This is a genomic window from Actinomyces sp. oral taxon 175 str. F0384 (genome assembly GCF_000223355.1).
GTDB lineage: Bacteria > Actinomycetota > Actinomycetes > Actinomycetales > Actinomycetaceae > Actinomyces > Actinomyces oris.
The window spans coordinates 1,087,198-1,108,153 of the sequence record NZ_AFUR01000001.1; the positions used below are offsets into that span (position 1 = coordinate 1,087,198).

A 20,956-nucleotide genomic window follows, 5' to 3' on the forward strand; every position below is an offset into this window, starting at 1 on the left:
GGCCGGGGATGGGAGGCCAGACCGCCGGCAGGCAGCCCGCATCGGCACCCGCCCCCGACTGTCCGCAGGATCCGGCGCTCCGCTACGTCCTGGCGGTGGGCGCCGTCAGTGCCGGACTGAGCCTGGCTGACACCGATCACGACGGCGATACCGGCCGTGATGCCGACCTAGATGCCGTCCTCAGCCCCACCGGTGGCCCCGCTGAACCAGTCGTCTCCGATGCCCGGGCACGCGCGGTCGCCCGCAGCTGGGGGATCGAGCCGGCCGGTGAACCCGGGCAGGCCGGTGGCGGCCCGGGAACCGTCGTCGTCCTCGTGGACGGTCTGGGCCTGGAGATGCTTCGCCAGCGTCGCGGGCACACCCCCACCCTGCGCCAGTGGCTGGCGCAGCGCGAGGCCGCCACTGCCGCAACCGGCGCAGGAATCCTCACCTGCCGACCCTCGACGACGGCTGCGGCCCTGACCATGCTGGGTACCTCCGCCCTGCCCGGCACCACCGGCATGGTCGGCTACTCGGTGCTCAACCCCCGCCTGCGGTCCCCTCTTGCTGCCTCCGCCGTCCCCGGCCCCGATCAGGTCCTCAGCCTCATCACCTGGAAGGGGGACAATGTCCCCAGCCCCGCCTCCTGGCAGGACGTGCCCACGATCTTCGAACGTCTCCCGGCCGGGAGCGCGGTGAGTATCGGGCCGAGCCGGTTTGCCGGCTCCGGCCTGACTGAGGCCGCCCTACGAGGCGCCTCGCACCTGGGGGCCGACCGGCTGGAGGACCGGCCCGGCCTGGCTGCCGGAGCCCTGCGCCACGGTACCCCGCTGGTCTACCTCTACGTCGGCGAGCTGGACAAGACCGGTCACAAGCACGGGTGGCTCAGTGAGCAGTGGCTGGCCCAGCTGGAGCGCCTCGACGCCGCCATGGCCGAGCTGGCCCGCCGCGTCCCCGCAGGAACCAGGATTCTCCTCAGCGCCGACCACGGCATGGTCGACACCGATCCCGACCACCGCATCGACCTGAGCGCCCACCGCGAGCTCGCCCGCGACGTCGTCGCCGTGGCCGGCGAGCCCAGGCTGACGCACCTGCACGTGGCCGACGGCGATGTGGACCTGGCCGCCGAGGTGTCCCAGCGCTACCGCCGCGTCCTGGGGGAACGGGCGATGTGGATCGGGACCAGGGAGCAGGCCGGCGAGCACCTGGGACCCCTCGGAGCGCGAGCACGGGGCGTCGTCGGGGACGTCGTCGTGGCCATGGCCGAGAACTGGGTCCTCGTGGACCCCCGGGTCCACTCCGAGGCCGCCATCGCCATGCCCGGCGTCCACGGCTCCTTCACCCCGGCCGAGACCGAGGTGCCGCTGCTCATCACCGAGGCCTGAGAGCTCGGCCACTCGGGAGCTACTCGGCGGCTCCGCAGGTGCTACTCGGGCCTGGCTCCGAAGACGATCTCATCCCAGGAGGGCACGGAGCGCCGTGAGCGACGGCGGGACTTCTTCTTGGCCGGAGGCGTCCTGGGCATGTCGGGCAGAGGCTCCTGCGTACCCGCCGCCGAGGCGGCAGACGGACCGGGGGAGGCCTTGGCCAGGACCTCGGAGCGCGAGGGCATGGGGATCTCCGGCACCGGCTCAGTGGGGCTGTCCGCCCCCAGCGGTGCTCGACGTCCCACGGGGATGCGCTCCACCGCGGGGCTCGGGGCGGACGGCGCCGCCGAGGGGGCGCTGGAGGCTGTCACCAGCCGGGTTCCGGCCGGATGGTTGCCGGTGTGCAGACGCCTGCGCTCCGACATCGAGTAGACCTGCGCGCTCAGGCCCGCGGTCTGCTCCAAGGGCTCATCGTCAGCCCTGGAGCCGGCCTCGGCGCGGCGCTCCTCCATGCCCCGGGCCGGGGGTGAGGGGACCTCGGGGCTCTCAGGGCTGCTGGTGTAGTCGATGCCGTGGGGATCGGTGAAGGCGTCCTCATCCGCGTTACCCTCACCGCCGAAGCCGCTCAGGTCGTCGTCCTGGGGCATCTCCACCTCGACGCGCCGGCCCCGGCTGGAGGCCAGGTCGGCCAGCAGCGCGTCAGTGTCATCGGCCGACATGGCGCCACTGGTGGGGCGACCGTACTCCCGAACCGGCAGCATCCCGGCGGGCATCTCGACGGCCAGCCCGGTGGACTCGCCGGAGGCCGCGGCCGGGGCGGAGGCCGCCGAGACCGCGCTGCCGGCCGTTGAGCCCGCGGCCGCGGGGGAGTGCCCCGACTGGGCCGACGGCGCAGAGGCTGAGGCCCCAGGGGCCTTGGAGTCCTGGTCGAAGACGGCCGGACGCTTGGTTCCCGCTCCGGCCTCGGTGAGCCAGCGCGCCTCGTCGTCCAGGGCGTGAACCGCGCGGGCGGTCAGGTCCAGTGACCAGCGCGCCTGCTTCTCCTCGGCGGACTGCACGAAGGTCACCATGATGAGCCAGGGGTCGCGGCCCTCGCGCAGCGCGTCCCACTCGAGGCTGGAGGGGTCGACGCCGCGCGTGGCCAGGCGGTCCACCACCAGCTCGCCGAGGAGGGGGGAGTCCTTCTCCCAGCCGATCCGGCAGGACTGGGCCTGCGAGACGGCCCACTGGCGCTCGGCGAGCACCGGCCCCTCGAAACGGCGCACGTGCTCCACGTCCATGCCCGTGCTGATCGCCACCTCTGCGGCGGTCGCGCCAGCACGCATGTAGGCCTGGAGCTGCCGGGGGCGCAGGGGCGCCGGCGCCTCGGCGACCGTCCCCGACGGGGGCAGGATCGCTCCGCGGTCACGGCGCACCGCGGCCCTGAGGGCGTCATCGACGACGATGCTGTAACGCTCGCCGTCCTCGTCGGTCATGACAATCGTGTCACCGTTGGCACCCAGCAGCTCGAGTTCGACCATGGGCGGGGCCTCCTTCATCCCGTGTCAGCACGATATGCTCCACTGTGCCTCACAGCCTGCCATCCGCAGGCGCCCAGCCGTGGGAGGCGCAGCGGTGTGCCACATGTGAACCACGTGTGAATACCCTCGTGAAATCCCTCGGGTCGGGCCCGCCGCAAACCAATCGTGCTCCTTCGTCGGGCGATTTGGCTTGACGACCCACCTGGCGGTGCTATTGTGCGCGTGCCTTCCGGGACGAGGGCGCCGAATCCTCGGCGCGACGCCGGCGCGCGTGCACGGCTCAGCTCCCGCCTTGTGAAGGTCACCCGAGAGCCGTCGACAGAAAGAGTGACGAGGCCATGGCGACCGACTACGACGCCCCGCGCAAGAATGATGACGAGCCCGAGGCCGATTCCATCGAAGAGCTGACCTCGAGGCAGAAGGACCAGTCATCCGCCGCGATCGAGGAGGACGAGAACGAGGCCGCCGAGGGCTTCGAGCTACCCGGGGCGGACCTGTCCCGGGAGGAGCTGAGCGTTCACGTCGTGCCCCAGCTCGAGGACGAGTTCACCTGCTCGGAGTGCTTCCTCGTCCATCACCGCAGCCAGCTGGCCTTCGTCGACGAGGCGACCGGTCTTCCGGTGTGCGCCGACTGCGCCGGCTGACGCTCCCACCCAACTCAGGAGATCCCCATGGGACTGTTCTCGCGCCGTCGTGACGACGCAACCACCGATTCTGACGAGTCCGTCCTCGGGCGCGACCTTGGCGACAACGCCCTCGACGAGGCCGCCGCCTCCGGCCCCTGGGACCTCAGTGAGCTGCCCGAGGACCAGGAGGAGGTGCCCCGCATCGACCTGGGCTCGCTGCAGGTCCCGGCCGTCGACGGGATGCAGCTGCGCCTGGAGCAGGCGCCCGACGGCACCGTCACCGCCGTCGTCCTGGCACTGGGTGGCTCGGCGCTCGAGCTGCGGGCCTTCGCAGCGCCGCGCACCGCGGGCATCTGGGACGAGCTGCGCGGTGACATCGCCAACGAGCTCGCCGGGAACGGTGCCCGCTACGAGGAGAGCCACGGGGAGCACGGCACCGAGCTGGTCGCTCACCTGCCCATGCGCGGCCCCGACGGCACGATGGCGACCGGCACGATCCGGTTCCTGGGGATCGACGGCCCCCGCTGGTTCCTGCGCGGCGTCCTCCAGGGGCCCGCCGCCTCCTCCGAGCACTCCGCCCAGGCGCTGCGGGAGGTGCTGCGCGGAATCGTCGTCGTCCGCGATGGCCAGGCCCGTCCGCCCCGCGAGATCCTGCCCCTGCACGCGCCCGGGGCCGTCACCGGCCCCGAGGCCGAGGACCTGCCCGGCATCGACCCGCTGGCGCCCGGACCGACCGTCGCCGAAGTCCGTTAGATGGGGGCGCTGTCGGCGCGGGTCAAGCGGCTCTACGAGTCGCTGCGCACCAGCCGCGAGCACTTGGAGGCCGAGGATGAGGAGCGCTCCGCCAGCCGGCGGGGCACCGATCCGATCGGCTCACTGACCTCGCGCCAGCGGACCTGCGTCTCCGGTGTGCTTCAGGCGGTCACCTACCGCTCGAGCCAGGACAAGCCCATCCTCGTCGGGCAGCTCTACGACGGCACCGGCAGCATTGACCTGGTGTGGTGGGGCCGGCGACGCATCCCCGGCATTAAGCCAGGGGCCCATCTTCTCGCTGAGGGGCGGGTCGCCGACGGCACCCACCGTCAGCAGATCCACAACCCCGCCTATCGCCTGCTGGGGCCGGGGCAGTAGCAACCGGCAGCCACCTGCGGGAAGGACCATCGAATGAGCAGCCGTTCCACTGGAACCACCCGTACGGGCCTGGGGGCCATTGACTCCCAGCACTTCGACGCCATCGCGGCCGTGGGCGGGTGGCGCGGCATCCTGGAGTCCGTCGTCCCCACCCTCATGTTCGTCCTGGTCATGGCGGTGCGCCCCGCCGCCCTGGTGGCCGCTCTGCTCGCCTCCCTGGCCATCAGCGCCATCTGCCTCATGGCCCGCCTGGCGCAGCGCCAGTCCCCGGCTCAGGTCGTCGGCGGGGCCGTGCTGGTCCTCGTCTCGGCCCTGTGGGCCTGGCGCAGCGGCGACGCCTCCAACTTCTACGCCACCGGCCTCATGATTAACGCGGCCTGGCTGGTCGCCTGCCTGGTCTCCCTGCTCATCGGCTGGCCGATCGTGGGCGCCCTCATGACTCTGTGGCATCGCGTCACCGACGAGTCGGCTCACGCCGAGGGAGGCCAGGCGAGCCGGGACTCGGGTCGCGCCGAGACTCCACAGGCCGACGACGACCCCGCCGCCCGCCCCTCGGCCTGGCGCACCGAGCCGGCCCTGCGCCATGTTCGGCGCCGCTACCACGCGGGCACCTGGGTCCTGACGCTCATGTTCGCCCTGCGGCTCGTCGTCGAGGTGCCCCTCTACCTGGCCGGCGCCCACGCGGTGTCCTACCTCGGGGCGGCCCGCCTCATTCTGGGCGTGCCGCTGTACGCCGTGACCCTGTGGTTCATCTGGCTGCTCGTGGCACCCAGCCGGATCGCCCAGGCTCAGGCGGCTGCCCAGCGGTAGCGCCGCCTCCCACCGTCAGGTGAAGATGAGGGGCAGCTCCTTCAGGCTGGACTCTCCCTCCCGTGCCGTGAGGAAGATGAGCTCGTCGCCGCGCTCGAAGCGCTCGTCGCGGTCCGGTGTGATGGGACGGTAGTCGCGCAGGATCGCCGCCAGCACCGTGTGGGGCGGCAGCTCGATGTCGGTGACGAGTTCGCCAATGACCGGTGAGTCCTCCGGCAGGGTCAGCTCGTGCATGGAGGCGCCCGACTGGTGGAAGTGGAAGATGCTCACCAGGCTGCCGACACTGACGGCCTCCTCCACCAGGGCCGTCATGAAACGCGGGGTGGACACGGCCACGTCCACGCCCCAGGTCTCATCGAAGAGCCACTCGCTCTTGGGGTTGTTGACACGCGCGACTGTGCGGGGCACCCCGTACTCGGTCTTGGCCAGCAGGGAGATGACCAGGTTGGCCTTGTCATCCCCGGTGGCGGCCACGATGACGTCGCAGGTCTCGGCCCCGGCGCGTTCCAGGGCATCGATGTCGCAGGCGTCGGCCAGCTGCCAGTCGGCCTGCGGGACCGAGGCGATGCGCATGGCCTCGGTGGAACGGTCGACGAGGGTGACCTCGTGACCGTGGCTGATGAGCTCGCGGGCGATGGAACGGCCCACGGATCCGGCTCCGGCGATGACGATCTGCATGGCTCAGGCCTCCTGGGTCGGGGCGTGTGACAGGGCGCGGCGGACCTGGCCGATACGGTCGGTGCTCACCGCCAGGTGCAGTCGGTCGTGCTCCTGGATGACGGTGGCGGCCTCGGGCAGCAGCGCCGTGGCATCGCGTGAGATCCAGGCCACCCGTACCCTGAGGCGGTCCTCCAGCACCCCGATCGTCGTACCGACCCACTGCGGGGAGGCGTTGGGCTGGATGAGAGCGACCGTGCCCGAGGGGTCCTCCAGCTCGCGGGCGCTGGAGCCCGGCAGGATACGGCGCATCATCTGGTCGGCCGTCTGACGCACGGTGGCCACGGTGGGGATGCCCAGGCGCTCGTAGACGTCGGCCCGCCGCGAGTCATAGATCCGGGCGACGACGTTGTCCACGCCGAAGCTCTCCCTGGCTACCCGCGCAGCCACGATGTTGGAGTTGTCCCCGTTGGACACGGCGACGAAGGCGTAGGCCTCGTCGATGCCCGCCTGCTCCAAGGCGTCGCGGTCGTAACCGACCCCCTTGACCTTGCGGCCGTTGAAGTCCGAGGGCAGGCGGCGGAAGGCGTCCGCGGAGCGGTCGATGACGGACACCGAGTGCCCCATACGGTCGAGCTGAACAGCCATGGACGCTCCGACGCGGCCACAGCCCATGATGACGAAGTGCACGAGGAGGACGGTACTCCGTTGTCGGGCCGCGGACGTAACATCTGGAGACGTGCGTGACTTCGCAGACCGCATCAAGCGGCTTCTCGTCGGCCGTCCTGTTCCCAGCGGAGCTCTGGGGGAGACGCTCCTGCCCAAGAGGATCGCCCTTCCGGTATTCGCCTCCGACGCCCTGTCCTCCGTGGGCTACGCCCCCGATGAGGTGCTCATCACCTTGGCCGTGGCCGGTGTTGCGGCCACCTCCCTGTCGCCGTGGGTGGCCCTGGCCGTCGTCGGCGTCCTGGCCGTCGTCGTTGCCTCCTACCGCCAGACCGTCCACGCCTATCCCTCGGGCGGCGGCGACTACGAGGTGGTCTCGGCCAATCTCGGCTCCCACGCCGGGCTTCTGGTGGCCTCGGCCCTGCTGAGCGACTATGTCCTGACCGTTGCGGTCTCGGTGTCCTCGGGCACCTCCTACCTCGCGGCCGCCCTGCCCGCCCTGGTCCCCTACAAGGTGGAGATCGCCGTCGCGGTCGTCACCGTCCTGGCCGTGCTCAACATGCGCGGCTCACGCGAGTCGGGCCGGGCCTTCGCCATTCCCACCTACCTGTACATGGGCGTCATCGGCATCATGGCCGTCGTCGGGCTCGTCCAGGAGCTGACCGGGACTCTCGGGCGGGCCGAGTCGGCCGGCTTCGACGTCGTCACCCACGCCGGCTGGGAGCAGGGCCTGACCGGCCTGGCCGGGGGCTTCCTGGTTCTGCGGGCCTTCTCCTCGGGGTGCGCGGCCCTGACCGGTGTGGAGGCGATCTCCAACGGCGTGCCCAGCTTCCAGCGCCCCAAGTCCCGCAACGCCGCCACGACGCTGCTGCTCCTGGGGGTGATCGCCGCGCTGATGCTCATGAGCGTCATCCACCTGGCCGGCGCCGTCGGCGTGCGCATGGTGGAGGACCCGGCCCACCAGCTCCTGCACAACGGCGTCCCGGTAGGGGACAGCTACCACCAGGACCCCGCGATCGGACAGATCGCCGCCACCGTCTTCTCCGGCTTCCGCCCGATGTTCTACCTGGTCGCCACCGTCACCGGGCTGATCCTGGTCCTGGCCGCCAACACCGCCTTCAACGGGTTCCCGGTGCTGGCCAGCGTCCTGGCCCGTGACGAGTTCCTGCCCCGCCAGCTGTCCCAGCGCGGCGACCGCCTGGCCTTCTCGAACGGCATCATCGTCCTGTGGCTGGGGGCCGTGGCCTTCCTCATCGGCTTCGAGGCCAACACGACCCGTCTCATCCAGCTCTACATCGTGGGCGTGTTCATCTCCTTCTCGCTCTCCCAGGTGGGCATGGTGCGTCACTGGACGCGCGAGCTGACTATCGCCACCGAGCCCAGGGACCGCTCGCGCATGCACCGCGCCCGCATCATCAACTCCATCGGCGTGCTGGGCACCGGGACGGTCCTGGTCATCGTCCTGCTCACCAAGCTCACCCGGGGAGCGTGGATCACCCTGACGATCATGGCGCTGCTCTACCTGGTGATGAACCGGATCCGCCGCCACTACCGCAGGGTCAGCGAGGAGGTGGCCATCTCCGACCTCCACGACGCCCGCGTCCTGCCGGCCCACGTCCACGCCATCGTCCTGGCCTCCCGTCTCCACCAGCCCACGCTGCGGGCCCTGACCTACGCCCAGTCGACCCACCCCACCGTCCTGGAGGCCCTGACGGTGGACACCGGCGACGGCGGCGCCGAGCGCCTCCTGGACGCCTGGGAGGAGGCCGACATCGCCGTGCCCCTGACGGTCCTGGACTCCCCCTACCGGGACATCACCCGCCCGGTCATCAACTACGTACGCTCGGTGCGCCGCGAGTCCCCCCGCGACCTCATCGTCGTCTTCCTGCCCGAGTACATCGTGCGCCACTGGTGGGAGCAGATCCTCCACAACCAGACCGCCCTGCGCCTCAAGACCGTCCTGCTGTTCACCCCGGGCGTCGTCGTGGCCTCCGTGCCCTGGCAGCTGGGACTGCCCGGTCAGCGGCACATCCACCACGGCGTGCGCGCCCGCACCGCCGAGGGCATCATCGACGCCGACGTCGCCATGCGTCGTCACGTCGACAGCCACCTCAGCCACCTCGACCAGCACAGTCCCGCCGGCGCCGGCGGCGTCGGTGCCGACTCCCAGGAGAATCGATGACCCCCCAGCCCAGCCGGAGCGCAGACCAGCCCGCCCCCAGCCGTGGTGAGCCGCGCGAGCTGACCCTGGCGGTGGGGGCGCCCGCGCACGGCGGGCACTGCGTGGCCCGCCCCGTGGACGACCCGGGTGGTCGCGTCATCTTCGTGCGCCACGCCCTGCCCGGTGAGACGGTGCGGGCCCGCCTGACCGAGATGACCTCGCGGACCTGGCGTGCCGACGCCGTTGAGATCCTCCAGGCCTCCCCGGACCGCGTCGAGTCCGTCTGGCCCGAGGCCGGCCCGGCCGGCGTGGGTGGGGGAGAGCTCGCCCATGTGGCCCTGGACGCCCAGCGCACCTGGAAGCGCTGGGTCCTGGCCGACTGCCTGCGCCGGATCGGCGGGCAGGAGGTGGCCGACGCCGTCGCCGCCCTGCCCGAGGCCTCCGCCGCAGCCGCCGTGCCGATCGAGCCCATGCCCGCCGACGCCGCGGCCCAGGCCTCCAACAGCGCCCGGCGGCGTGCCCTGGCCGGAACCGCCACCCGGACCCGCGTGAGCCTGACGGTCGGTGAGGACGGCAGGCCCGGCATGCACGCCTTCCGCTCCGGGACGGTCCTGCCCCTGCGCCGCCTGCCCCTGGCGGTTGACGCCATCACCGAGATCGGGCTGCTGGAGCGCTCCCGCTGGCGCGCCCACTACCGGCCCGGCATGCGCATCGAGGCCATCGCACCCAGCGGCGGTGAGCCCGTCGTCCTGCTCGACGAGCGGCTCCTGACCGCCCAGGCCCGCAGCACCGGGAGGCGCCGGGTCCGGGAGGTCGTTGACGCCTCGGCCCTGGGGCTGGGGGAGCTGACCTACTCCGTCCACGCCGAGGGCTTCTGGCAGGTCCACGTCGACGCCCCCCGGGTGCTCGTCGAGCGCGTTGTACGCGGCGCCCTGGGGGCGGACCTCGATGGTGCCGCGGGCAGCAGCGTCCTGGAGCTCTATTCAGGGGCCGGCCTGTTCACCCTGCCGCTGGCCGCCCTGGTGGGCAGCGGCGGCGAGGTCGTGTCCCTGGAGGGCAATGAGCAGGCCGTTCGTGACGCCCGCCGCACGCTTCACGACCAGCCCTCCGCGCGCCTGGCCTCGGGCCGCGTGAGCGCCCGCTCGGTGCGAGAGCTCGCCGGCTCCCTCACCGGTGGCCGCCCCGACGTCGTCGTCCTCGACCCGCCCAGGCAGGGGGCCGGGCGCGAGGTCATCGAGGCCGTCGGCACCCTAGGAGCCGAGCGGATCGTCCTGGTGGCCTGCGACCCGGCGGCGCTGGCCCGGGATCTGGGAACCCTCCTGCGCTCGGGCTACGCGCTGGGCTCCATGAGCGCGCTGGACATGTTCCCGCACACTCACCACTTCGAGACGATCGCGGTGCTCGAGCGCTCCTGAACGGGGGCGTCAGCGGGGTTGCGTGCGGCCGGCGTCACCAAATGTGGTCTACGGGCGCCGGCCGGCGTGCCGGGTTTGGCCAGCCTTCCCTACGTATTGACAACGGATGACACGCCGTGGGCTACGGTCCACTCCGGAGCATCCGCGCAGCCTCCGCCTGGCTGTCACCGCAGGTCCGCGTGACAGACCCGAGGCGGTGCGACGGGCGGATCGGTACGACAACTGGAAGTGAGCCCCGGTGACCAGCCTCAACACCTTCGCCTCCCGCAGCACCCTCGACGTCGATGGCCGCGACTACGAGATCTACCGCCTCGACGCCGTCCCCGGTCTGGAGCGCCTGCCCTACAGCCTCAAGGTGCTGGCCGAGAACCTGCTGCGCACCGAGGACGGCGCCAACATCACCGCCGACCACGTGCGCGCCCTTGCCGCCTGGGACCCGGCCGCCGAGCCCGACACGGAGATCCAGTTCACCCCGGCCCGCGTCGTCATGCAGGACTTCACCGGTGTGCCCTGCATCGTGGACCTGGCCACCATGCGCGAGGCGGTCGCTGACCTCGGAGGCGACCCCGAGGTCATCAACCCTCTCAACCCCGCTGAGATGGTCATCGACCACTCCGTGCAGATCGACTCCTTCGGCCTGCCCGGATCCCTGGAGCGCAACAAGGAGCGCGAGTACGAGCGCAACTCCGAGCGCTACCAGTTCCTGCGCTGGGGACAGGGGGCGCTGTCCAACTTCCGCGTCGTCCCCCCGGGCACCGGCATCGTCCACCAGGTCAACATCGAGTACCTGGCCCGCATCGTCTTCACCCACGAGGCCGACGGCGTCACCCAGGCCTACCCCGACACCTGCGTGGGCACCGACTCCCACACCACCATGGTCAACGGCCTGGGTGTCCTGGGCTGGGGCGTGGGCGGCATCGAGGCCGAGGCCGCCATGCTGGGCCAGCCCGTCTCCATGCTCATCCCCAAGGTGGTGGGCTTCAAGCTCTCCGGCGCCATCCCTGCCGGCGCCACCGCCACCGACGTGGTCCTGACCATCACCGAGATGCTGCGCGCCCACGGCGTGGTGGGCAAGTTCGTCGAGTTCTACGGCGAGGGCGTCGCCGAAGTGCCGCTGGCCAACCGCGCCACCATCGGCAACATGAGCCCCGAGTTCGGCTCCACCGCCGCGATCTTCCCGATCGACGAGGTCACCCTGGACTACCTGCGCCTGACCGGCCGCTCCGAGGAGCGCGTGCGCCTGGTCGAGGCCTACACCAAGGCCCAGGGCATGTGGCACGACCCGGCCCGCGAGCCCGTCTACTCCGAGTACCTCGAGCTGGACCTGTCCACCGTGGTGCCCTCCATCGCCGGCCCCAAGCGCCCCCAGGACCGCATCGTCCTGTCACGGGCCAAGGAGTCCTTCCAGGAGGTCCTGCCCGCCTACGCCTCCCAGCCCTCCAAGCCGACGCCGGTGACGATGGCCGACGGCACCGACACCGAGCTGGACCACGGGCACGTCGCCATCGCCTCGATCACCTCGTGCACCAACACCTCCAACCCCTCGGTGATGATGGCAGCCGGCCTGCTGGCCCGCAACGCCGTCGCCCGGGGCCTGCGCTCCAAGCCCTGGGTGAAGACCTCCACCGCCCCGGGCAGCCAGGTCGTCACCGACTACTACGAGAAGGCTGGGCTGTGGCCCGCCCTCAACGAGCTGGGCTTCAACGTCGTCGGCTACGGCTGCGCCACCTGCATCGGCAACTCCGGGCCCCTGCCGGCCGAGGTATCCCAGGCGGTCAACGACGCCGACCTCGCCGTGGTCTCGGTGCTCTCGGGCAACCGCAACTTCGAGGGGCGCATCAACCCCGACGTCAAGATGAACTACCTGGCCTCCCCGCCCCTGGTCATCGCCTACGCCCTGGCCGGGACCATGGACATCGACTTCGCCACCGAGCCGCTGGGCCAGGACCCCGAGGGCCGCGACGTCTTCCTGTCCGACATCTGGCCCGCCCCCACCGAGGTCCAGGCCGTCATCGACGCCACCATCGACCGCGAGATGTACACGCGCGACTACGCCGACGTCTTCGCCGGCGACGAGCGCTGGCAGGGCCTGGACACCCCCGAGGGGGACACCTTCGCCTGGGACGAGGACTCCACCTACGTGCGCAAGGCCCCCTTCTTCGAGGGTCTGTCCATGGAGCTCACCCCGGTCACTGACATCGAGGACGCCCGGGTGCTCGCCCTGCTGGGGGACTCGGTGACCACCGACCACATCTCCCCGGCCGGCGCCATCAAGGCCGACTCCCCGGCCGGGCGCTACCTGGCCGAGCACGGCGTGGCCCGCGCGGACTTCAACTCCTACGGCTCGCGCCGCGGCAACCACGAAGTCATGATCCGCGGCACCTTCGCCAACATCCGCCTGCGCAACCGGCTGCTCGACGGCGTCGAGGGCGGCTACACCCGCAACTTCCTCACCGGCGAGCAGGAGTCGATCTTCGACGCCTCCCAGGCCTACCAGGCCGCCGGCATCCCGCTGGTGGTCCTGGGCGGCAAGGAGTACGGCTCGGGCTCCTCACGCGACTGGGCGGCCAAGGGCACGGCCCTGCTGGGCGTCAAGGCCGTCATCGCCGAGTCCTTCGAGCGCATCCACCGCTCCAACCTCATCGGCATGGGCGTGGTACCCCTCCAGTTCCCGGCCGGACAGAGCGCCGAGTCTCTCGGCCTGGACGGCACCGAGACCTTCTCCATCACGGGCCTGACCGCGCTCAACGAGGGCACCACGCCGCGCACCGTCGCGGTCACGGCGCAGAAGGCTGACGGTTCGGCGGTCTCCTTCGACGCTGTCGTGCGCATCGACACCCCCGGAGAGGCCGACTACTTCCGCCACGGCGGCATCCTGCAGTACGTGCTGCGTCAGCTCGCCAGCTCCTGAGCCGGCTTGGCCCGGCGTCGAGCGAATTTACCGGCAAAAGGAACGTGCACGGTACTCGTCCTGCGCGCCTGCACCCTCCGCCCCCTCACGGGGCAGGATCTCGCCAACCGAGCACTGGGCGAGCCGAGCCTGTGGCACTGGTGGTGGGGAGCGCAACCGATGGCTCAGTACCTCTGATGTCTTCTGGGCCGTTTCCGAGTGACGGGCATACTGGGGACACTGGGCCACCACTGGCACCGGAGCGGAATAAAGCGGACGGGGGAGGACAGGCTAGGGTTTCGTCACCTCCGGGGGCGGGGCACCTTCCACTGGCTCGGTTGCCGTCAGAACTTGCTGAGGTAGGCGCAAGCACTGCAATCCGGGATGATCGCGCAGTCCTGTGGCTCCGAAGCGATACCACACCGTCACCACGGAGGCGATCACTGCGGCCGCGCCCTCGAGGCGCAAGGGGGACGTGTCCTCAAACTCGGCGAAGAACAGGCCCTCGGCGGGGAAAGGATGCATAGATACTATGGCGGAGAAGTAGAAACTGAGCCACTGGTAGTCCGCACGCTGCAGCAGGATGCGCTGCTCGGTGACCAGACAACGCACCTGCTGGTGCTCGCGCCACTGATCCGCCGCAAGTCGTTCGGCGGCTCGACGTCTGGCGCTGTTGCTGATCGCGGTGGCGCCCATACCTGCCAGAACGAAGGCTGGCGATCCAAAGAACATACCGCTGGACTGCGTGTAGGACACGGTGGTTCCGTAGAAGCGCGCGTAGCCGGCCGGGCAGTCCACAACCGCAGCCTCGCCGGGATCCAGCACGACGTCCCAGGGCCGGAACCTGCCACCAGGGTCATCGGACAGGAGGCTGATCGCCAGTGCGCGGGCGTGATCCCAGGACTTGTACAGATCATCGCGTCGTGCGATCTCACGGCGTTCTTCCAAGGTGAAGTGGCCTGCACGCCTCCGATGGGCCACATAGACCCGGTGCATATGGTTGATGAACAGAACTATAGCGGTGATGAGGAGGATGTAGTTGAGCGAGCTCAGGGCGACGACGGCTAGCCTCGTTCCCACGTTCCACGAATTCGAGGTCTGCGAACTGGACTGGTTCAGGAGATTGAACAGTTGCACCAGGAGCCAGCCGATAACTGAGGCCGCCAAGCACAGGATCCAGCCTCGGGCGCCGGTGGCTTGCTTGAAGGGGCCAGGAGTGATGGGCGCGCTGCCTTGAGCATATGAGGATGGATCGGGCATCGGGAACTCCATTCATGTGTTCGCTGCCTACGATAGGGGATGGCGGCGACATGCAACGGCGCTCGCGCCCGGTTTCATCTGGTACCGACCAGTATTTTCATCTGGTACCGACCAGGACTTTCATCTGGTACCGACCACTACTGGCCCGTGTTGCGCCTGTGCTCGCGACCGCGGTTGGCACCTACTCCGACAGCAAGATGCTCGTCAGTGCTTTGGCGCTTGCCCTGGCCACGGTCACGGGGCTGTCCCTGCCCGATGCCGGCTGGCTGCCGATCTGGGAGTCGCGCCGCCGAGGCCTCGGACGGAAGCCTGAGTCCGCTACGGTCATCAGCGGCTCAACGCACGGTTGCCATCGTCACCGCGGCGCTGGGCGGCTACCGCATCCCCGAGGATCGGATCATCGACGCTGTGCGAATGACCCGGGCGTCACTCCATGGCTTCGTGGATATCGAGGTCCACGGCGGCTTCGCCATGAATGCCCCCATTGACGTGAGTTTTGCCACGCTCGTTGACTCTCTGGATGCAGCCCTGGTTGCTCTCGGCGAGCAGTAGGGCTGCCAGGTATCAGTGAGGATGAAAGGATAAGTCGCCCCAATGACCGGTTGGGAGGGGAGAGCTGCGTGAGGCTTTCCCGGCTGCTGTCGGTGATCCACTGAGACCTTGCGCAGTCGCCCCGGAATAGCGGCCCTTCGCTTCCCGTTGCCCTGGCGTTCAGATCATGCCGAGCGGCGACCGCCGAAGGAGATGCGCACTCATGTCACAGTCCACCGTCAACAGCGACGCGACCAACCAGACAGACGTCCCGGTCGAGGAGGTCGACCTTCTCGTCGTCGGAGGCGGCAAGGCGGGCAAGTCCCTGGCGATGCTGCGCGCCAAGGCCGGCGACAAGGTCGTCATGGTGGAGCGGGACAAGGTGGGCGGCACCTGCATCAACGTCGCCTGCATCCCCACCAAGACCCTCATCTCCGCCGCCCGCGTCCTCCGGGAGGTCCAGGGCTCGCAGTCCTACGGCGTCACCCTGCCCGAGCAGGACGGCGGCGCCGACGCCCTGGCCCAGGCCCGCATCGAGCTGGCCTCCTTCCGGGCCCGCAAGGAGGCCGTCGTGGGTGGCATGGTGGCCGCCCACGAGAAGATGTTCCCCGCCTCCGGCATGGACTTCGTCAAGGGCACCGCCCGCTTCGTGGGAGAGCGCACCGTCGAGATCGCCCTGAACGACGGCGGCCTGCGGCGTGTGCGCGGCGCCAAGGTCCTCATCAACACCGGCACCACGCCGTCGGTCCCCCCGATCGAGGGCCTGTCCGACGTGCGCTACTGGACCAGCGAGGACCTGCTCACCCTGCCCGAGCTGCCCAGCAGCCTCATCGTCCTGGGCGGCGGCGTCATCGGCGTCGAGATGGCCTCCCTCATGGGGCTCCTCGGTGTCCCGGTCACCATCGTCCACGCCGGGCCGCACATCCTGGACCGCGAGGACGAGGACGTCGCCGCTGAGGTGACCGCCGGCCTGGAGGCCCTGGGGGTCACGGTCCTGACCGGAGCGCGCGCCTCGAAGGTCGCCGCCGCGGCCGACGGGAACGGCGTCGTCGTCACCACCGCCGACGGCCACGAGGTGAGCGGATCCCACCTGCTCGTCGCCCTGGGACGCACTCCTGTCACCGCCGGCCTCGGCCTGGAGGCCGCGGGCGTGGAGCTGACCGAGCGCGGCTTCGTGCGCGTCGACGACCACCTGCGCACCACCGCCGAGAACGTCTACGCCGCCGGTGACGTGGCCGGAACGCCCCAGTTCACCCACGCCTCCTGGAACGACTTCCGCGTCCTGCGTGACCTCTTCGCCGGCAAGGAGGCCTCCACCACCGGACGCCTCATCCCGTGGGCCGTCTTCACCACGCCCGAGCTCGGGCACGTGGGCATGAGCGAGGCCGAGGCTCGCGAGGCCGGCTACGAGGTGCGCGTCGCCAAGACCCCGACGGCGGCCGTGCCGCGTGCCAAGACCCTGGGCCACACCGAGGGCTTCTTCAAGGTCATCATCGACGCCCGCACCGACCTGATCCTGGGTGCCGCCATCATCGGCGCCGAGGCCAGCGAGGTCGTCACCAGCATCCAGATGGCGATGCTGGGCGACCTGACGTGGCAGCAGGTGCGCGACGCCGTCATCACCCACCCCACCATGAGCGAGGGACTCAACATCGTCCTGGACTCCCTGGGCTGAGAGCCTGAGGGCTGGCCCCGCCTGAACGGTGAGACAGGTCCGCTCAGGCGGGGCGTACCCCCAGGTCCTCGACGCGCTCGGCCCCCGGCAGCGCCACCAGCAGTGCCCCGGGCACCAGGAGCTTGGAGTGGCGCACGCCCGAGCCGATGAGCACGGTGGCCCGCTCCGCCACAGCGCCGTCGATGAAGAGGCGCCAGTCCTCGGGCAGGCCGACCGGGGTGATCCCGCCGTACTCCATGCCACTCATCTCCACGGCCCGCTCCACCGGCAGGAACGAGGCCTTGCGCACGTTGATGCGCTTCTTGACGACGTGGTTGACGTCGGCGAAGTCGGTGGCGCGCACGACGCAGGCGGCGATGCGCTCCTGGCCGGTCCGCTTGCCGGCCACGAGCACGCAGTTCCCGGTCGCCTCGGGATCCAGGTCGTAGTGCGCGTTGAGGGCGTCGGTGTCGGAGTGGCTCGGGTCGATGGGCACCACCTGCGCCTGACGGGCCAGGTCCGCGCCCTCGGGCGAGGCGGCCTCCAGCGCCCGCAGCGCGGCGGCCACGGGCTCGGCGAGCAGGTCAGTATGCTCCAGCGCCGGCTGCCAGCCGATCTCTGCGGCGAAGACCTCAGCCGGATCACGCAGCTCAGTCATTCCTTCTCATCCTTTCGACGACGTCGAGCGCCTCTCGATGCGCTCGGCCAGACGGGTCCTGACCCCGGGCCACTGCTCCGGGGTGATGGCGAACATGGCCGTGTCGCGCGTGCGCCCCTCCTCACCGGGAGCCAGGGAGGGCTGCCAGGCGCGCAGTACCCCCTCGAAGGTCGCCCCCAGTGCCGCGATCGCGCCGCGAGCCACCTCATTGCGTGCATCGGTCTTGATGTCCACGCGGTCCACGCCCCAGTCCTCGAGGGCCTGCGCCAGCAGCAGGAGCTTGGCAGCCGGGTTGACGGCGGTGCCACGAACAGTGGGGGAGAGCCAGGAGGAGCCGACCTCGACGGCGAAGAGCCGCCCGTCCGGCATCCACCGGGGCGTCAGGTAGGCGGTGTGTCCGACGACGCGGCCGGTGGCGACCTCCACCTGGGCGAAGGGCGCGTAGGTACCCGTGTCCCGGCGGGCCAGGCTGCGGGACACGTAGTCCTCGACCGTCTCCGGCGTCGGCACCGTGGCGAAGGGGCTGGTCGCGGCGTCCTCGGCGGCCAGCTGCAGCCCCGGCACGTGCTCAGGCGTCAGCGGCTCCAGACGCACGATGCGGCCTTCCAGCACGCCGCAGGTCAGGACGGGGGAGGTGGTGTGCGACTCAGTGGTGCTCATGGCGTCGATCATGGCAGCCGTGGCGCAGTCGCCGCCCAGACGCCTCAGCATGTGGTCTCATTTCTGGAGCGGGCCGCGACCCTGCCGGTGCGGGCCAGGGCGCCGTCGGCTCACAGGCAGGGCTCACCGTCACGTCTGAGCCCGTCCAGGACATCGTGCAGGTCGGGGGATCGTTGGGCGATTACCTTGGCCGAGTATTGTTACGTGATGTACATGAGTGAAGAGTACGATGCTGCGATTGATGGCGGATGAGAGGCGCTCCGGCGATTGTGGCGAATCCGATCTTTAGGTGCCATGAAAACGGTTCGTGAAGCTATAGCTGCGTGTCGTTGTAAGTGAGGGGCAGAGGATAAGGCTGAGAGCGACTGAAGTTCTTTAAGGTGATCCTTTGGGTGTGGAGGGAATCTATGGCATTGTTTAATGAGGATCTGTTGCTGCTGCGCGCCTCCCACCTGGTTCGCTCCTTCGGGAGAAAGGATAAAACCTTCGTCGCCGTGGAGGATGTGTCCCTGGACGTCGGGGCGGGGCAGGTCCATGGTCTGCTGGGGCCCAACGGTGCCGGTAAGACGACGACGGTGCGGATGTGCGCCACGCTGCTGGCTCCGACGTCGGGTGAGGTCTGGGTCGATGGCATCGACGCGGTGCGCCATCCGGAGCGGGCCAGGTCCCGGCTGGGCCTGGTCCTGGGTGGTGAGCTGGGGTTTTACCCGAGGGCTACGGCACGCGACAACCTGCTGTTCTTCGCCGATATTCAGGGCCTTGACGCCCGACGGCGACACAGCGCGGTCATGGACGCCCTGGAGCGGGTGGGGCTGGTCGAGGCGGCGTCCCGCAAGGCGGGCGAGCTGTCTCGAGGGATGCGTCAGCGTCTGCACCTTGCCCGGGCGCTGCTCGGGTCGCCGTCTCTCCTGCTGCTGGATGAGCCCACCACCGGCCTGGACCCGGATGTGGCGCTGCAGGTGCGCGACCTGGTGCGTGAGCTGGCGCAGCGGGGAACGGGGGTGCTATTGACCTCGCACTCGATGCCGGAGGTCGAGGAGCTGGCTGACATCATCTCGGTGATCGGGGCGGGGCGGATCGTCGTGCGCGGTGGCGTCGGCGATGTGTCCGCCTTCGCCGGGGTGAGTGCCACGACGACCTTCACGTTGCCGGCCCGCCACGGTCAGGCCGTCGAGGCGCTTCGAGGTTGCCTGGGGCCACGGGCGACGGTGGAGCAGCGCGCTTCCTCGGCCCGGTGGGCGGTGACGGTCTACTGGGCCGAGGAGGCCACCAGCACCACCGACGCCGACGAGCAGGTTCGCCAGGTCCTGGCCGAAGCCGGCGTGGGAGCGCCGTCGGACCTGGTGACGCGGGCGGCCTCCCTGGAGGAGGCCTATCTGGCCCTGTCCGACAGGCTCGCCCGATGAGGCGCCAGGTGAGGATGACGGCCTTTCACGTCCGTCAGTTCGTCTCGGTGCCCTACTTCATCCAGCTCATGGTTATGACCACGACTGCCACCACGCTGGTGCAGTTCTTGGCGGCCTCGGCCTGGGGCGGGATCACCCCGACGCAGGGCTGGGTGCGCGGCGGCGTCGTCGGGATGTGGACGACGACGACCTGCGCGGCGGGGATCATCGGTTTTGAGCGGCACAAGGGCACACTCGTCCATCTGGTCATGGCTCCGGTGGGGGCGCTACGGTCGCTGGCGGCCGTGGTGTGCGCAGCAGCGTCCTTCGGGCTGGCGGCCTTCCCGGTGGCGTGGTGCACGTGGGCGCTGCTGTCGACGTCAGTCTCCTTCACGGGGGCGGGGTGGGAGGTCTGGGTGCGCCTGGCCCTGGGCGCCGTCATGCTGCTGGTCGGCTGCCTTGCCCTGAGCCTGGTCATTGCGGCGATGTTCGTCCTGACCCCCAACGCGATCCAGTACGAGGGGCTGCTGCTGGTGCCGGTGTTCGTCGTCTCGGGCATCGTGTTCACCTCGACGACGCCGCCCGTCTGGCTGGCCACAGTGAGCCGGTTCCTCCCGCTGTCGGTGCCCTTCGAGCTGCTGCTGGGCCGAGTGACGTCGGTGGCGGCGCTGGTCGGTTGGCTGGTGTGCGCCGCCGCGTGGCTGGGGCTCGCGGCCGTCCTGGGACGGCGGGCGCTGCGACTGGCGACCCGGGCCGGCACGCTGGAGGTGGTCTGATGCGCGCCCAGGCTCTGGCCTTCGCCCACCGGTTCTCCTCAGGGGTGCGTGTCTCGTGGGCCTCGTCGACGGCCTTCGCGACCCTGGGGACCGCCGCGGTCACGCTGCTGGTGCTGCCGCTGCTGGACGTGCTCTTCGACGTCCTCATGGGCTCAGACCTGTCCGCACCCGACCTGGTGCGCACCGGCTACGCCGCGGCCCTGGTGGCGCTGGCTGTCTCGGTGGCCTCCGGGGTGGTGGGCACCGTGGCCACGGACCGGATGCTGGGCGTCTTCCAGGAGGTCCATACCCGCAGGCGCCTCGACGTCGCCTACTGGCTGTCCGTTGCCGTCGTGCCGGCGCTCCTGGCCGCCTCGACGGCCATCGTCGCGATCGGCGTCGTCTTCGCGCTCTCACCGCTGCACGACGTTGGAGCGCTGGGGCGTGTCATCACACTGGCAGCGCCGACCATCGTGTGCGGGCTGCTCATGGGGATCGCAGCTGCCGGCGTCGGTGTCAACCTGCCCGACCCCTACCTGGGTGCCACGATCATTGCCACATTCCTGCCGCTGCTGACCGGTGTCATCGTGCCGCTCGAGCAGTGCCCCACCTGGTTGCAGGCCCTGTCCCGGCTGGTTCCAGTCAGCGGCACCCTGACAGCCCTGGACGCACCGGCTGCCGCCATCCCGGCCCTGCTGGGACGAGACCTCGCGGTCGCCATCGCTTGGGCCGGGATCGGACTGGCCGTCACCCGCCGGGCCGTCGCTCGACTTCGCCACGGCCAACGCACCGACACCATCTGAGTCTGAGGAGGAGGTCTCCCTCAGCATG

At 70.3% G+C, this 20,956-nt stretch carries 19 protein-coding genes; 13 read left to right on the top strand and 6 right to left on the bottom strand.

Annotation, left to right across the window (positions count from 1 at the left end; translation table 11 throughout):
* Positions 1-8 precede the first annotated feature (8 nt).
* Positions 9-1,364: an alkaline phosphatase family protein gene (locus HMPREF9058_RS04545; RefSeq protein ID WP_009747630.1), complete on the top strand. Its 1,356-nt coding sequence runs from the start codon at positions 9-11 to the stop codon at positions 1,362-1,364.
* Between the two features lie 41 nt (positions 1,365-1,405).
* Here the strand turns inward: HMPREF9058_RS04545 and sepH are convergent, their stop codons facing one another.
* Complete coding sequence (gene sepH / locus HMPREF9058_RS04550) at positions 1,406-2,884, bottom strand: septation protein SepH (protein WP_083816350.1); 1,479 nt, start codon at positions 2,882-2,884, stop codon at positions 1,406-1,408.
* A gap of 320 nt (positions 2,885-3,204) precedes the next feature.
* On the opposite strand from sepH, the gene HMPREF9058_RS04555 reads away from it, so the two are divergent.
* From HMPREF9058_RS04555 to HMPREF9058_RS04570, 4 genes are read left to right on the top strand one after another with little or no spacing between them, the layout of a single operon-like run.
* Positions 3,205-3,510: a DUF4193 domain-containing protein gene (locus tag HMPREF9058_RS04555; protein ID WP_004565030.1), complete on the top strand. Its 306-nt coding sequence runs from the start codon at positions 3,205-3,207 to the stop codon at positions 3,508-3,510.
* 27 nt (positions 3,511-3,537) lie between these two features.
* Complete coding sequence (locus tag HMPREF9058_RS04560; protein ID WP_009405992.1) at positions 3,538-4,245, top strand: DUF3710 domain-containing protein; 708 nt, start codon at positions 3,538-3,540, stop codon at positions 4,243-4,245.
* Positions 4,246-4,623, top strand: coding sequence for an OB-fold nucleic acid binding domain-containing protein (locus tag HMPREF9058_RS04565; protein ID WP_004565028.1), 378 nt, complete (start codon positions 4,246-4,248; stop codon positions 4,621-4,623).
* A 33-nt stretch (positions 4,624-4,656) separates the two neighbouring features.
* Complete coding sequence (locus HMPREF9058_RS04570; protein ID WP_009747444.1) at positions 4,657-5,433, top strand: DUF3159 domain-containing protein; 777 nt, start codon at positions 4,657-4,659, stop codon at positions 5,431-5,433.
* Positions 5,434-5,448: 15 nt separating this feature from the next.
* On the opposite strand, the gene HMPREF9058_RS04575 is transcribed toward HMPREF9058_RS04570, so the two are convergent.
* Together HMPREF9058_RS04575 and HMPREF9058_RS04580 are read right to left on the bottom strand one after the other, a co-directional pair.
* Positions 5,449-6,111, bottom strand: a complete 663-nt coding sequence (locus HMPREF9058_RS04575) for a TrkA family potassium uptake protein (protein WP_004565026.1) — start codon at positions 6,109-6,111, stop codon at positions 5,449-5,451.
* Positions 6,112-6,114: 3 nt separating this feature from the next.
* A complete protein-coding gene (locus HMPREF9058_RS04580; RefSeq protein WP_010615099.1) occupies positions 6,115-6,738 on the bottom strand; it encodes a TrkA family potassium uptake protein in 624 nt (207 codons plus the stop codon).
* A gap of 91 nt (positions 6,739-6,829) precedes the next feature.
* Here HMPREF9058_RS04580 and HMPREF9058_RS04585 point away from each other — a divergent pair, with 91 nt between their 5' ends.
* The 3 genes from HMPREF9058_RS04585 to acnA all read left to right on the top strand — a co-directional run bounded on the left by HMPREF9058_RS04585 (position 6,830) and on the right by acnA (position 13,243).
* Positions 6,830-8,938 (top strand): APC family permease, encoded by a 2,109-nt coding sequence (locus tag HMPREF9058_RS04585; RefSeq protein WP_009747357.1) that lies wholly within the window; start codon positions 6,830-6,832, stop codon positions 8,936-8,938.
* Complete coding sequence (locus HMPREF9058_RS04590) at positions 8,935-10,332, top strand: class I SAM-dependent RNA methyltransferase (RefSeq protein ID WP_009406182.1); 1,398 nt, start codon at positions 8,935-8,937, stop codon at positions 10,330-10,332. Before HMPREF9058_RS04585 ends, HMPREF9058_RS04590 begins: the two co-directional genes overlap by 4 nt.
* Positions 10,333-10,570: 238 nt before the next feature.
* Positions 10,571-13,243 carry an aconitate hydratase AcnA gene (acnA, locus tag HMPREF9058_RS04595; protein ID WP_009406159.1) on the top strand — a complete coding sequence of 891 codons (2,673 nt, stop codon included), beginning with the start codon at positions 10,571-10,573 and terminating at the stop codon, positions 13,241-13,243.
* A 270-nt stretch (positions 13,244-13,513) separates the two neighbouring features.
* On the opposite strand, the gene HMPREF9058_RS04600 is transcribed toward acnA, so the two are convergent.
* Positions 13,514-14,482, bottom strand: a complete 969-nt coding sequence (locus HMPREF9058_RS04600; RefSeq protein ID WP_009406367.1) for a hypothetical protein — start codon at positions 14,480-14,482, stop codon at positions 13,514-13,516.
* Positions 14,483-14,737: 255 nt separating this feature from the next.
* On the opposite strand from HMPREF9058_RS04600, the gene HMPREF9058_RS04605 reads away from it, so the two are divergent.
* Positions 14,738-15,034, top strand: a complete 297-nt coding sequence (locus HMPREF9058_RS04605; protein WP_254654057.1) for a TetR-like C-terminal domain-containing protein — start codon at positions 14,738-14,740, stop codon at positions 15,032-15,034.
* A 202-nt stretch (positions 15,035-15,236) separates the two neighbouring features.
* Positions 15,237-16,688, top strand: a complete 1,452-nt coding sequence (locus HMPREF9058_RS04610) for an NAD(P)/FAD-dependent oxidoreductase (RefSeq protein WP_009405413.1) — start codon at positions 15,237-15,239, stop codon at positions 16,686-16,688.
* A gap of 43 nt (positions 16,689-16,731) precedes the next feature.
* On the opposite strand, the gene HMPREF9058_RS04615 is transcribed toward HMPREF9058_RS04610, so the two are convergent.
* Entirely contained in the window at positions 16,732-17,325 is a 594-nt protein-coding gene (locus HMPREF9058_RS04615) for a YbaK/EbsC family protein (protein ID WP_009747300.1), read from the bottom strand.
* Positions 17,326-17,331: 6 nt separating this feature from the next.
* The gene (locus HMPREF9058_RS04620) at positions 17,332-17,985 is read right to left on the bottom strand and encodes a GNAT family N-acetyltransferase (protein WP_139018968.1); all 654 of its coding nucleotides are present in this window, start codon (positions 17,983-17,985) and stop codon (positions 17,332-17,334) included.
* 407 nt (positions 17,986-18,392) lie between these two features.
* Here HMPREF9058_RS04620 and HMPREF9058_RS04625 point away from each other — a divergent pair, with 407 nt between their 5' ends.
* Genes HMPREF9058_RS04625 through HMPREF9058_RS04635 form a run of 3 tightly spaced genes read left to right on the top strand, consistent with a single transcriptional unit; the run spans position 18,393 to position 20,928 of the window.
* Complete coding sequence (locus tag HMPREF9058_RS04625) at positions 18,393-19,391, top strand: ABC transporter ATP-binding protein (RefSeq protein ID WP_009747483.1); 999 nt, start codon at positions 18,393-18,395, stop codon at positions 19,389-19,391.
* Positions 19,392-19,405: 14 nt separating this feature from the next.
* On the top strand, positions 19,406-20,146 hold the full coding sequence (locus tag HMPREF9058_RS04630) for an ABC transporter permease (protein ID WP_254654058.1): 741 nt from the start codon (positions 19,406-19,408) through the stop codon (positions 20,144-20,146).
* The gene (locus tag HMPREF9058_RS04635; RefSeq protein ID WP_009406466.1) at positions 20,146-20,928 is read left to right on the top strand and encodes an ABC transporter permease; all 783 of its coding nucleotides are present in this window, start codon (positions 20,146-20,148) and stop codon (positions 20,926-20,928) included. The genes HMPREF9058_RS04630 and HMPREF9058_RS04635 overlap by 1 nt, the downstream gene beginning before the upstream one ends.
* Positions 20,929-20,956 lie beyond the last annotated feature (28 nt).

Excerpts from the sequence above, each read along its gene's own strand:
- HMPREF9058_RS04545 (WP_009747630.1), top strand. The coding sequence starts at position 9 with ATGGGAGGCCAGACCGCCGGCAGGCAGCCCGCATCGGCACCCGCCCCC.
- sepH (WP_083816350.1), bottom strand. The coding sequence starts at position 2,884 with ATGAAGGAGGCCCCGCCCATGGTCGAACTCGAGCTGCTGGGTGCCAAC.
- HMPREF9058_RS04555 (WP_004565030.1), top strand. The coding sequence starts at position 3,205 with ATGGCGACCGACTACGACGCCCCGCGCAAGAATGATGACGAGCCCGAG.
- HMPREF9058_RS04560 (WP_009405992.1), top strand. The coding sequence starts at position 3,538 with ATGGGACTGTTCTCGCGCCGTCGTGACGACGCAACCACCGATTCTGAC.
- HMPREF9058_RS04565 (WP_004565028.1), top strand. The coding sequence starts at position 4,246 with ATGGGGGCGCTGTCGGCGCGGGTCAAGCGGCTCTACGAGTCGCTGCGC.
- HMPREF9058_RS04570 (WP_009747444.1), top strand. The coding sequence starts at position 4,657 with ATGAGCAGCCGTTCCACTGGAACCACCCGTACGGGCCTGGGGGCCATT.
- HMPREF9058_RS04575 (WP_004565026.1), bottom strand. The coding sequence starts at position 6,111 with ATGCAGATCGTCATCGCCGGAGCCGGATCCGTGGGCCGTTCCATCGCC.
- HMPREF9058_RS04580 (WP_010615099.1), bottom strand. The coding sequence starts at position 6,738 with ATGGCTGTTCAGCTCGACCGTATGGGGCACTCGGTGTCCGTCATCGAC.
- HMPREF9058_RS04590 (WP_009406182.1), top strand. The coding sequence starts at position 8,935 with ATGACCCCCCAGCCCAGCCGGAGCGCAGACCAGCCCGCCCCCAGCCGT.
- HMPREF9058_RS04600 (WP_009406367.1), bottom strand. The coding sequence starts at position 14,482 with ATGCCCGATCCATCCTCATATGCTCAAGGCAGCGCGCCCATCACTCCT.
- HMPREF9058_RS04605 (WP_254654057.1), top strand. The coding sequence starts at position 14,738 with ATGCCGGCTGGCTGCCGATCTGGGAGTCGCGCCGCCGAGGCCTCGGAC.
- HMPREF9058_RS04610 (WP_009405413.1), top strand. The coding sequence starts at position 15,237 with ATGTCACAGTCCACCGTCAACAGCGACGCGACCAACCAGACAGACGTC.
- HMPREF9058_RS04615 (WP_009747300.1), bottom strand. The coding sequence starts at position 17,325 with ATGACTGAGCTGCGTGATCCGGCTGAGGTCTTCGCCGCAGAGATCGGC.
- HMPREF9058_RS04620 (WP_139018968.1), bottom strand. The coding sequence starts at position 17,985 with ATGAGCACCACTGAGTCGCACACCACCTCCCCCGTCCTGACCTGCGGC.
- HMPREF9058_RS04625 (WP_009747483.1), top strand. The coding sequence starts at position 18,393 with ATGGCATTGTTTAATGAGGATCTGTTGCTGCTGCGCGCCTCCCACCTG.
- HMPREF9058_RS04630 (WP_254654058.1), top strand. The coding sequence starts at position 19,406 with ATGACGGCCTTTCACGTCCGTCAGTTCGTCTCGGTGCCCTACTTCATC.
- HMPREF9058_RS04635 (WP_009406466.1), top strand. The coding sequence starts at position 20,146 with ATGCGCGCCCAGGCTCTGGCCTTCGCCCACCGGTTCTCCTCAGGGGTG.